We start from the raw sequence: 10349 nt of genomic DNA, 5'->3' as shown, positions 1-10349 counted from the left end.
AGGCCACACAGCAAAAAGCCCGGCACGCCGGGCTTTTTGCTGTATGGGTGCTGCGCCGGTGGGGCCGCGCAGCACCTGGGGCCCTGTCACTTCGGCAGGATCACCTTGTCCACCACGTGGATCACGCCGTTGCTGGTGAATACGTCGGTGGCCACAATGCTGCTGGTGCGCATGTTCTGGTCGGTGATCACCAAGCTGGCGTTGATGGTGAAGGTCTGGCCCTGCACGGTGGTGATGGCGGTATTGACGGGCACTTCGGCCTTGAGCACGCGCGCGGGCACCACATGGTAGGTCAGCACCTGGGTCAGCAGGGTCTTGTTGGCCAGCAGCGCGTCCTTGGTCACGCCCAGCTCGGTCAGCAGCGCAGCAAACGCGGCGTTGGTGGGGGCAAACACAGTGAAAGGGCCAGCGCCTTGCAGTGTGCTCACCAGGCCCGCGGCCACTACGGCCTCGACGAGGATGCTGAAGTCCGGCAGGGCCGAGGCCGTGGCCACGATGTCCTTGTCGGCGGGCAGCAGCACCTTGTCCACCAGATGCACCACGCCGTTGCTGGCCTGGATGTCGGTGCTGGTGATGGTGCTCACGCGGTTGCGGCCGTCGGTGATCTTCAGGCCGTTGTTCGACTCGATCTTGAAGAAGCCGCCCGACACCGGCGTGATCGCCTTGCCCAGAGGCACATCAGCCCGCATCACCTTGCTGCCCAGCACGTGGTAGGTCAGCACGGCGGTCAGCAGGGGCTTGTTGGCCAGCAGCGCTTCCTTGGTCACGCCCAGTTCGGTCAGCAACGCCGCAAACGCCGCGTTGGTGGGCGCGAACACGGTGAGCGTGCCTGTGCTCAGCGTGGGCGCCAGGCCTGCTGCGACCACGGCTTCGACCAGGATGCTCAGCTCGGGGGTGTTTTGCGCCAGCTCGACGATGTTGCGCTGGGGTTCGTCGTCGCTGCCCCCGCAGGCCTGCAACAGGGTGGTGCTGGCGCCCAGCGCGGCGGCCATCAGGACGGTGCGGCGATTGAATACGGTGTTCATGGCGGCTTCTCCTCGTGAATGGATGGTGGGTGAAAAGAGCGGTGGTGCCAGTGGCTTACTTGGGCATCAGCACCGTGTCGATCGCATGGATCACGCCGTTGCTGGCGGCCACGTCGGCGGCGATGACCTTGGACTGGTCGACCATCACGCCCATGTTGGTGGTGACGGTGAGTTCCTGGCCTTGCACGGTCTTGACCTTGCCCGCCTTCACATCCTTGGCCATGACCTTGCCGGGCACCACGTGGTAAGTCAGCACCTTGGTCAGTGCGGCCTTGTCAGCCAGCAGGCCGTCCAGCGTGGCCTTGGGGATCTTGGCGAACGCTTCGTCGGTGGGGGCAAACACTGTGAACGGGCCGGGGCCCTTGAGGGTGTCCACCAGACCGGCGGCCTGCACGGCGGCTACCAGGGTCTTGAAGTTGCCCGCCTTCACGGCGGTATCGACGATGTCTTGCGCCATGGCGCTGAAGGTGGCGCCAGCGGTCAAAGCGAGTGCAATCAGGGTCTTCTTCATGGGTCGTTCCTCTCGGTTTCGATGGAAATGACACGCCAAGATGGGCGTGGCGCGAATGTATAACCATTTGGTACGAAAGTAAACTGATTGGTTATTCAGTAACCCTTTAGTCGTAACGAGATGAAAAAAAGCCCTGCAAGGCAGGGCTTTGGGGTGGGCGTTGCGCCGTTGTGCGCTGTGGACCTGCGCGTTCAGCGAACGATCAGCAGCGGCACCTTGCTGTGGGCCAGCACCTGGGTGGTCACCGAGCCCATCACCAGCGTGGCGATGGCGCCATGGCCGTGCGAGCCCATGACCAGCAGGTCGAACTTGCCGGTGTCTGCCACCTTGGCAATGGTCTCGCCCACCGCGCCGACCTTGACGCTGCGCTTGGCATCCACCCCGTGGCGGCCCAGGAACTTGCACACCGGGGCGAGGATTTTTTCGGCTTCTTCAGCGTGGTAGTTGTCGACCACTTCCTTGCCCAGCGCGGCGCGTGCACGGGGAGGCAGCGGGGCCTGCACCGTCAGCACGGTGTAGGTGTGGGTGCCGCCCAGCAGTTCTTCGTGGGTGGCCAGGTAGGCCAGCATTTTCTTGGTGTAGGCGCTGCCATCGACAGCAAGCAGGATGTTCATGGTGTTCTCCGAAAAAGGATGAAGCAGACTACTCTGCGCGGGTGCCTGTTGTCTTGACCTGGGTCATGTTGTTCTGTTCGGCGCGTGGCGGATTCGTACGAACCGCGCACCGATCATACGGTGACCATGCAGCGCGGCTGAAACGCTATCTGCTCGCCCTTGCGCGCATAACCCAGCGGGTTGGCCACCACCCGGCACTGCCAGGCGGAGCCATCGCTGTGCGTGCCCTGGGCGGTGTAGTCGCTGGGCGCATGCAGGTGGCCGTGCAGCCACAGCGGGGTGTACATCAGCAGGTCGTCCAGCGCGTTGCAAAACCCCGCCGTGCCAGGCACCAGGCCGTAGCGGGGGTCGGCGCTGCGCAGGCTGGGCGCAAAGTGGGTGACAACCACGGTGGCACCGTCAAATGGCTGCTGCAGCGCATCGCGCAGCCACTGCTGGCAGACCAGCGCCTGATCGCGCATGGGTTCGGCCAGAAACGGCTCCGCGTGGCGCGTGCCACCGGTCTTGCGCAGGTAGAAGTTGGCCGCGCGAAAAGCCTTGTCGCGCAGCTTGAGCCGGCGCGTGAGGTCGGTGGTGCCTTCGTGGTCGGCCAGCGCGTCGAAATCGCTCCAGAGCGTCGTGCCGACAAAGCGCACGCCTTGCAGCACCAGGGTTTCACGTTCGAGCCACGCAATGCCCAGGCGGTCGCAGGTCCGGCGCAGCCGCAGGTGCGCGGCATCGAAGTCCTGGGCGTCGTACTCATGGTTGCCGGGCACAAACAGCACGGGGGTCGGCCAGCCTGCATGTTGGGACAACGGCGAAAACCGGGCCAGGCCGAAGTCGTCGTCGTCCAGTTGAGAGCCCTGCTGGTAGGAGCCCACGTCCCCCGCCAGCACCAGCACATCGGCGCCAGGGGCGGGCTCGGGCACAAAGTGGGGGTGTGCCTCCAGATGGAGGTCGGACAAAAGCTGGATATTCATCAGCCGTGCAGTCTAAGGCGTGCCGTGCAGGTCCTGCCCCGGAAAGGTGCGCCGTGCTGACCGTGCAAGCGCCTGCAGCAGCCAGGTCATTGCAGCCTGCTGGGGGCCGCGCCGGCGCCACAGGGCATCCACGTGCACGGCGGGCACGTCCAGCGGCAAAGCCCGTTGCACCAAGGCGTCGGCGATGCCGGTCACTGGCACAAAGTGGCGCGGCAGCACGGTCAGCAGGTCCGAGCCCGACACCACCCGACCGGCCGTGAAGAATTGGTTGACCGTGATCACCACCTTGCGCTCGCGGCCCAGCGACGCCAGGGCTTCGTCGATGAAACCAAAGGGCCGGCCCGAAAAACTCACCAGCATGTGCCGCGCTGCACAGTAGGTGTCCAGCGTCAGGGGCGCGTCGGCCAGAGGGTGGCCCTGGCGCATCACGCACACGTATTCGCCGTCGTACAGCCGGCGGCTTTCAAAGGCGACCACGCCGCCTGATTGCGCCCGCGCGGTGAGGTCGGCCAGTGCCGCTGGAAAGTAACCCACAGCCATGTCGGCCGCCTCTTCTTCGAGCAGACGCCGGGGGTCGCGCGTGGTCAGCGGCAGCACGCRGATGGAGATGCCGGGGGCTTCGCGCTCGATGATCTCCACCAGGGCCGGCACCAGCGTCGCCGCCGTGGCATCGGCCATCGCCAGCACAAAGGTGGACTCCGCCGTTGCCGGGTCAAAGTGCCCCGGCGCCAGGGACTCCTGCAAATGGGCCAGGGCCTCGCGCACGGGCGGCCACAGGGCCAGCGCACGTGGCGTGGGCTCCACCCCCTGGCCGCTGCGCACCACCAGTTCATCGCCCACCACATCGCGCAGGCGCCGCATGGCATTGCTGACGGCCGGCTGGGTGATAGACAGCTTGTGCGCAGCCCGGGTGAGGCTGCGCTCTGCCATCACCTCGTCAAAGACGCGCAGCAGGTTCAGGTCCAGGGAGCGGAAGTTCAGGGGAGTCATGGTCACCCGAGAGCATATTCATCACTGATATGAATATCAATGATTCAAAATATAAACTTGAACATGCAAAGGGTAAACCCTAATATCACCCCATCGCCCGGCAATCTCGCCACAAGCGTTAGAAAAGGGAAACCGAAATGACCGCCTTTGCACACGTTGAGTACCCCACCGAACACCCCGGCGTTGTCCGGGCCGAAAACGCAGCCGCCGCTCTGAAGAGCGCTGCCGCCCATTTTGACGGCGCGCGTGGCGCAGCCTCCCTGCTGTTGGCCGCCGTGGTCTCCGCGCTGCTGGTGGTGGCCAACCAAGTCATCGACACCTGGACCGAAGGCCACCTGCTGGCTGCCTGGATGGTGCTGTGGCTCGTGGCCTTTGCGGCCCTGGCGCTCCTGACCAGCCCCGCCCGCCGCGCCGGTGTTGCGCTGCGCGGCACTGCGCTGGCATGGGCTGAAAGCCGTCGCCGCGCTGCTGAAGATCAGCGCACCTGGCAAGTCGCCCTGAAGGACCCACGGATCATGGCTGAACTGAACCATGCCATGGGCATTCCCACTGTGAACAGCATCCGCAAGTACTACTGAAGCATTTTGCGCGGCGCACGCTGCGCAGAGACTCCCATTCAAAGCCGTGGCCAACGCCACGGCTTTTTTTATGCCCCGTTGCGCCCCGCGTGCAGTCTGTTCTTGCAGTGTCCGCACGAAAAAAAGCCGCCCCGCAAGGGCGGGACGGCTTTGAATGGTCAGCTTCCTTGACTGAATGTCGCAGCGTCAGGCTGCCAAACGCTTTTGCAGTTGCGCCTTGGTATCGAGCAGCGCCTTTGGCAGGTGGTAGGCCAGCTGTTCGAAGTGTGCATCGTGCAGCTTGAACTCTTCGGCCCAGGCCGCCTTGTCGATGCTGGTCACGGCGTCAAACTTGTGGGCGCTGAAGTCCAGGCCCGTCCAGTTGATCTCTGCGTACTGCGGGGCCACGCCGAACATGGTTTCCTGGCCTTGGGCCTGGCCTTCGATGCGGTCAATCATCCACTTGAGCACGCGCATGTTGTCGCCATAACCGGGCCAGACGAACTTGCCAGCCTCGTCCTTGCGGAACCAGTTCACGCAGAACACCTTGGGCAGCGCCTTGCCGGTGGCGGCAATCTTGCCTTCCATGTTGAGCCAGTGCTGGAAGTAGTCGCTCATGTTGTAGCCGCAGAACGGCAGCATGGCGAACGGGTCGCGGCGCACCACGCCCTGGGCGCCAAACGCAGCGGCAGTGGTCTCGGAGCCCATGGTGGCAGCCATGTACACACCTTCGGTCCAGCTACGGGCTTCGGTCACCAGGGGCACCGTGGTCGAGCGACGGCCGCCGAAGATGAAGGCATCGATGGCCACGCCATTGGCGTCATCCCACTGGGCGTCCAGTGCGGGGTTGTTGGTGGCAGCCACCGTGAAGCGCGAGTTGGGGTGGGCGGCCTTGGCGCCAGTTTCCTTGGCGATCTGGGGCGTCCAGTCCTTGCCTTGCCAGTCGATCAGGTGGTCGGGCAGCTTGCCCGTGTCCTTTTCCATGCCTTCCCACCASACGTCGCCGTCGTCSGTSAGSGCSACGTTGGTGAAGATCACGTCMTKGTCCAGGCTGYSCATGCAGTTSGGRTTGGTSWGCATGTTGGTGCCGGGMGCCACGCCGAAGTAGCCAGCCTCGGGGTTGATGGCGTACATCTTGCCATCGGCATGGGGCTTGATCCAGGCGATGTCATCACCGATGGTGGTGACCTTCCAGCCGGCAAAGCCCGCCTCGGGAGGCACCAGCATCGAGAAGTTGGTCTTGCCGCAGGCGCTGGGGAAGGCCGCTGCCACGTGGTACTTCTTGCCGGCGGGGTTGGTCACACCCAGGATGAGCATGTGCTCGGCCAGCCAGCCCTGGTCGCGGCCCATGGTCGATGCGATGCGCAGGGCCAGGCACTTCTTGCCCAGCAGCGCGTTGCCGCCGTAGCCCGAGCCGTAGGACCAGATCTCGCGCGTTTCGGGGTAGTGCACGATGTACTTGACCTTGGGGTTGCAAGGCCAGCTGGTCGTGTCCTTCTCGCCTTCGGCCAGGGGCGCGCCCACGGTGTGCATGCAAGGCACGAACTCGCCTTCCACACCCAGCACGTCGTACACGGCCTTGCCCATGCGGGTCATCAGGCGCTGGTTCACGGCCACGTAGGCGCTGTCGGTCAGCTCCACGCCGATGTGGGCGATGTGGCTGCCCAGTGGGCCCATGCTGAACGGCACCACGTACATGGTGCGGCCCTTCATGCAGCCGTCAAACAGTGGCTGCAGCGTGGCGCGCATTTCAGCGGGAGCCATCCAGTTGTTGGTGGGGCCGGCGTCTTCCTTGGCGGCCGAGCAAATGTAGGTGCGGTCTTCCACACGGGCCACGTCCGATGGATCGGACCAGGCCAGGAAGCTGCCGGGGCGCTTGGCGGGGTTCAGCTTCTTGAAGGTGCCGGCATCGACCAGCTGCTGGCACAGGCGGTCGTACTCTTCCTTGGAGCCATCGCACCAGTAGATGCTGTCGGGTTTGCACAGGGCGGCCATGTCGGCGACCCAGGCGAGCAGCCGGGCGTTTTTGACGTAAGCGGGGGCGTTGAGATTCAGGCCCTGCATCGTGGGTGCGTTCATCGGGGAGCTTCCTAAGTTGAAAAAACGTTTTTTCAAAGGAAGCGGACCGGGCGGGTCACGGCGAGGCCTGGCGCAGTTGCGGTGCTGAGCGCTGCCTTTGAAAAAACGGCTTTCGTGCTCAGTCGGCGGGCGGGAGCGTGTGTCAGCCCCACGGGTGGAGGCTAGTTCCACGGATTCCGCGGGTCGGCTGGGATGTCAATTTTATGAATCTGCCGCCGGTTTGTCTGTCAGACAGGGGTCAAAACCATGCAAAAATAACATAGGTTTATGCATGGTTCTTGCCCCCATCTTCGTGGACTTTGGGGCTAGGCGGTCGTGGCACCGCTCCAGCGCTCATAGCCGCTTTTGCGCAGCGCGCAGGCCGGGCAGGTGCCGCAGCCGTAGCCCCACGCATGCAGCGTGTCGCGCACGCCGTGGTAGCAGGTGTGCGAGTCGTTCACGATCAGATCGACCAGCGCCTGCCCGCCCAGCGACCGGGCCAGCTCCCAGGTCTCGGCCTTGTCCAGCCACATGAGTGGGGTATCGAAGGTGAAACGCTGTCCCATGCCCAGCGACACCGCGACCTGCAGCGCCTTGAGCGTGTCGTCACGGCAGTCGGGGTAGCCCGAAAAGTCGGTCTCGCACATGCCGCCCACCAGAGTGTGCAGGCCACGCCGGTAGCCCACGGCGGCCGCCAGCTGGAAGAACAGCAGGTTGCGCCCTGGCACAAAAGTGTTGGGCAGGCCGGCGGCGGTCATCTGGATCTCGGTGTCGCTGGTCAGGGCGGTGTCGCTGATGTGGCCCAGGACCGCCAGGTCCAGCATGTGGTCCTCGCCCAGCCGGGCGTTCCACTGCGGAAACTGCGCGCGCAGCGATGACAGCACCGTCTGCCGCGCCTGCAGTTCGATATGGTGGCGTTGGCCATAGTCAAAGCCGATGGTTTCGACATGGGCAAAGTTCTCCAGGGCCCAGGCCAGGCAGGTGGTGGAGTCTTGGCCTCCGGAAAAGAGGACGAGTGCGTGTCCGGGTCTCATGGGGGTTCTCCAGGTCAAACGAGGATGGGAGTGGGGGCTGGACGAAAAAAAACCCCGCACTGCGGGGCTGTGGTGGAGGCCTGCCGGAGCGGTCAGGCCATCATCACGGCGATGAACGCCAGCAGGAACATCATGATGCCGCCCACCACCGGCAGCACGACGGGGRCCACGTGAACGACGTTTTCCACAGGGTCGTTCGATGGTGTTGCGGGGGCGTGCGAGGTGTTGTGGTCAGACATGGTGGGCTCCAGATGCTTAAAACTTGCGCAATTCTAGCCGCGAGAACCTGTGCAGGGACAAAACCCTGTGGTCTCTATGAACAGGCTCTCAGATCAGGTCGGCCTGCATGCCCGCCGCCCGCAGCTGTCCCAGCACCTCATCCACATGGGGCTTGCCCCGGGTTTGCAGCACCAGTTCAATCTCCACGTTCTGCGCAGCCAGCATGGTGAAGGCGCGCTGGTGGTGCACTTCCTCGATGTTGGCGCCCGCGTCGGCCACGGTGGCGGTGATGCGCGCCAGCACGCCGGGCACATCGCGTGCGCTGACCTTGATGCGCGCCAGGCGCCCCGAGCGCACCATGCCGCGCTCGATGATGGCCGCCAGCAGCAGCGGGTCGATGTTGCCGCCACACAGCACCAGGCCCACGCGTTTGCCCTGGAAGCGTTCGGGGTAGCGCACCAGGGCGGCCAGCCCGGCGGCGCCTGCGCCTTCGACCAGGGTTTTTTCAATCTCCAGCAGCATCAGAACGGCCTGCTCGATGTCGCCTTCGTCCACCAGCACCAGGTCGTCCACCAGGCGCTTGACGATCTCCTGCGTGATCTTGCCCGGCGTGCCCACGGCAATGCCCTCGGCTATTGTTGATGTGCCCTGCGGGTGGTGCGTGCCCTTGACCGCGTTGACCATGGCCGGGAAGCGCATGGTCTGCACGCCGATGACCTCGATGCCTGGCTTGAGTGCCTTGGCCGCCGTGGCCACGCCCGAGATCAGCCCGCCGCCGCCCACGGCGATCACCAGCGTGTCCAGGTCGGGTACGGCCTGCAGCATCTCCAGGCCCAGCGTGCCCTGGCCGGCGGCCACGCCTTCATCGTCATACGGGTGCACAAAGGTCAAGCCCTGCGCATCGGCCAGCGCGTAGGCGTGGGCGCGTGCCTCTTCCAGGGTGTCGCCATGCAGCACCACCTCGGCGCCAAAACCGCGCGTGCGCTCCACTTTCACACCGGGGGTAAAACGCGGCATCACGATCACGGCGCGCAGGCCCAGTCGCTGCGCGTGGTAGGCCACGCCCTGCGCATGGTTGCCCGCACTCATGGCCACCACGCCGCGTGCGCGCTCAGCGTCCGTCAGCAGCGTGAGCCGGTTGCAGGCGCCGCGCTCTTTGAAGGATGCGGTGAACTGCAGGTTCTCGAACTTGAGGAAGACCTGCGCGCCCACGATCTGCGAGAGCGTCTTGGATTCCACACAGGGGGTGTCCAGCACCTGGCCTTGTAGGCGGGTGGCGGCGTCGCGGATGTCTTGGAGGGTCAGCATGGGCCGATTGTGGCGCAACGCGGGCCGGTGGAGCACTGTGGCGGGTGCCGGGCAAGAAATTGAATGAAAAGTGCCGCAAGCGCTAGAAATTCATGCACTGTTTGCTATCAATTTTGATTATCTATTTGAGGCCCAGCCTGCGCGCCAGTTTGTGCAGGTTGCTCGCGTCTACCTCCAGCGCACGCGCGGCCTGTGCCCAGTTGCCCTGGTGGCGCGCCAGGGCCTGCGTGATGGCGCGCCGTTGGCAGGCATCCACGGCATCGCGCAGCGGGCTGTCGGCGGTGTTTGGGGTGGTGGCGGTCGCGGGCAGCTCTGCCGCCGGGGTGGAGGCGCTGGTGTTCAGCGGGGCATGGGCCGCGCTGGCCGCGTCGGCGTCCAGGTCGAGCAGCGCGGGCTCCAGCGTCACGATGTCGGCCCGGTTCACGCCCCGGCTCAGGGCCTTGAGGGCGGCGCGGCTGATCACATGCTCCAGCTCGCGKATGTTGCCGGGCCAGGGGTAGCGGCGCAGCGCCGCCTGTGCCGATGTGGACAGCCGTAGGCTGCGCAGGCCCAGGCGCGCGCGGTTGAGTTCCAGAAAACGGCCCGCGATCAGCAGCACGTCGTTGCCCCGTTCGCGCAGCGGCGGGATGGGCACCGGGTACACCGACAGCCGGTGGTACAGGTCGGCGCGAAACGCACCGTCGCGCACCTGGTCGCGCAGGTTGCGGTTGGTGGCGGCGATCACGCGCACGTCCACACGGCGCGGGCGGTCGGCGCCCAGGCGCTGGATCTCGCCGTTCTGCAGCGTGCGCAGCAGCTTCGCCTGCACGGCCAGCGGCAGCTCGCCCACCTCATCAAGGAACAGCGTGCCGCCCTCGGCCGCCTCGAAGCGCCCCGGCCGGTCGGCCACTGCGCCGGAGAACGCACCGCGCACGTGGCCAAAGAGTTCGCTCTCGGCCAGGGACTCGGGCAGCGCCGCACAGTTCACGTGCACCAGGGGCTTGGTGCGGCGCGTGGACTGGCGGTGCAGCAGGCGCGCGAACAGCTCCTTGCCCACACCAGTTTCGCCCAGCAACAACACGGGCAGGTCCGAGC

General features: G+C 65.3%; 11 protein-coding genes. 1 reads left to right on the top strand and 10 read right to left on the bottom strand.

What is annotated here, in order from left to right; genetic code table 11:
- Window positions 1-86: 86 nt before the first annotated feature.
- The 5 genes from AC04MI_RS20385 to AC04MI_RS20365 all read right to left on the bottom strand — a co-directional run bounded on the left by AC04MI_RS20385 (window position 87) and on the right by AC04MI_RS20365 (window position 4099).
- Window positions 87-1025, bottom strand: coding sequence for a fasciclin domain-containing protein (locus tag AC04MI_RS20385; RefSeq protein ID WP_099731587.1), 939 nt, complete (start codon window positions 1023-1025; stop codon window positions 87-89).
- A 55-nt stretch (window positions 1026-1080) separates the two neighbouring features.
- The gene (locus tag AC04MI_RS20380; RefSeq protein ID WP_056057084.1) at window positions 1081-1536 is read right to left on the bottom strand and encodes a fasciclin domain-containing protein; all 456 of its coding nucleotides are present in this window, start codon (window positions 1534-1536) and stop codon (window positions 1081-1083) included.
- 191 nt (window positions 1537-1727) lie between these two features.
- Window positions 1728-2150 carry a universal stress protein gene (locus AC04MI_RS20375; RefSeq protein WP_015011999.1) on the bottom strand — a complete coding sequence of 141 codons (423 nt, stop codon included), beginning with the start codon at window positions 2148-2150 and terminating at the stop codon, window positions 1728-1730.
- Between the two features lie 113 nt (window positions 2151-2263).
- Window positions 2264-3109 carry a metallophosphoesterase gene (locus AC04MI_RS20370; protein WP_436076599.1) on the bottom strand — a complete coding sequence of 282 codons (846 nt, stop codon included), beginning with the start codon at window positions 3107-3109 and terminating at the stop codon, window positions 2264-2266.
- 12 nt (window positions 3110-3121) lie between these two features.
- Window positions 3122-4099 carry a LysR family transcriptional regulator gene (locus AC04MI_RS20365; protein ID WP_476498547.1) on the bottom strand — a complete coding sequence of 326 codons (978 nt, stop codon included), beginning with the start codon at window positions 4097-4099 and terminating at the stop codon, window positions 3122-3124.
- Window positions 4100-4236: 137 nt separating this feature from the next.
- On the opposite strand from AC04MI_RS20365, the gene AC04MI_RS20360 reads away from it, so the two are divergent.
- Window positions 4237-4677 (top strand): hypothetical protein, encoded by a 441-nt coding sequence (locus AC04MI_RS20360; protein WP_056057089.1) that lies wholly within the window; start codon window positions 4237-4239, stop codon window positions 4675-4677.
- Between the two features lie 186 nt (window positions 4678-4863).
- Here the strand turns inward: AC04MI_RS20360 and AC04MI_RS20355 are convergent, their stop codons facing one another.
- The 5 genes from AC04MI_RS20355 to norR form a co-directional block, all read right to left on the bottom strand.
- Entirely contained in the window at window positions 4864-6735 is a 1872-nt protein-coding gene (locus AC04MI_RS20355) for a phosphoenolpyruvate carboxykinase (GTP) (protein ID WP_476498546.1), read from the bottom strand.
- 305 nt (window positions 6736-7040) lie between these two features.
- Window positions 7041-7748 carry a 7-cyano-7-deazaguanine synthase QueC gene (gene queC, locus AC04MI_RS20350; protein ID WP_056057093.1) on the bottom strand — a complete coding sequence of 236 codons (708 nt, stop codon included), beginning with the start codon at window positions 7746-7748 and terminating at the stop codon, window positions 7041-7043.
- 92 nt (window positions 7749-7840) lie between these two features.
- Window positions 7841-7987, bottom strand: a complete 147-nt coding sequence (locus AC04MI_RS20345) for a hypothetical protein (RefSeq protein ID WP_476498545.1) — start codon at window positions 7985-7987, stop codon at window positions 7841-7843.
- An 88-nt stretch (window positions 7988-8075) separates the two neighbouring features.
- The gene (locus AC04MI_RS20340) at window positions 8076-9275 is read right to left on the bottom strand and encodes a threonine ammonia-lyase (RefSeq protein ID WP_436076598.1); all 1200 of its coding nucleotides are present in this window, start codon (window positions 9273-9275) and stop codon (window positions 8076-8078) included.
- A 121-nt stretch (window positions 9276-9396) separates the two neighbouring features.
- The coding region (norR, locus tag AC04MI_RS20335) for a nitric oxide reductase transcriptional regulator NorR (protein WP_476498544.1) at window positions 9397-10349 on the bottom strand (953 nt) is incomplete at its 5' end.

Source organism: Acidovorax sp. LjRoot204, from assembly GCF_056175785.1.
The sequence above is the reverse complement of the archived record's forward strand: the minus strand, read 5'-3'. Positions and strand labels throughout refer to the sequence as shown.

Bases quoted from the DNA above. Each gene is read 5' to 3' on its own strand.
- AC04MI_RS20380 (WP_056057084.1), bottom strand. From the start codon at position 1,536: ATGAAGAAGACCCTGATTGCACTCGCTTTGACCGCTGGCGCCACCTTC.
- AC04MI_RS20370 (WP_436076599.1), bottom strand. From the start codon at position 3,109: ATGAATATCCAGCTTTTGTCCGACCTCCATCTGGAGGCACACCCCCAC.
- queC (WP_056057093.1), bottom strand. From the start codon at position 7,748: ATGAGACCCGGACACGCACTCGTCCTCTTTTCCGGAGGCCAAGACTCC.
- AC04MI_RS20360 (WP_056057089.1), top strand. From the start codon at position 4,237: ATGACCGCCTTTGCACACGTTGAGTACCCCACCGAACACCCCGGCGTT.
- AC04MI_RS20385 (WP_099731587.1), bottom strand. From the start codon at position 1,025: ATGAACACCGTATTCAATCGCCGCACCGTCCTGATGGCCGCCGCGCTG.
- AC04MI_RS20375 (WP_015011999.1), bottom strand. From the start codon at position 2,150: ATGAACATCCTGCTTGCTGTCGATGGCAGCGCCTACACCAAGAAAATG.
- AC04MI_RS20340 (WP_436076598.1), bottom strand. From the start codon at position 9,275: ATGCTGACCCTCCAAGACATCCGCGACGCCGCCACCCGCCTACAAGGC.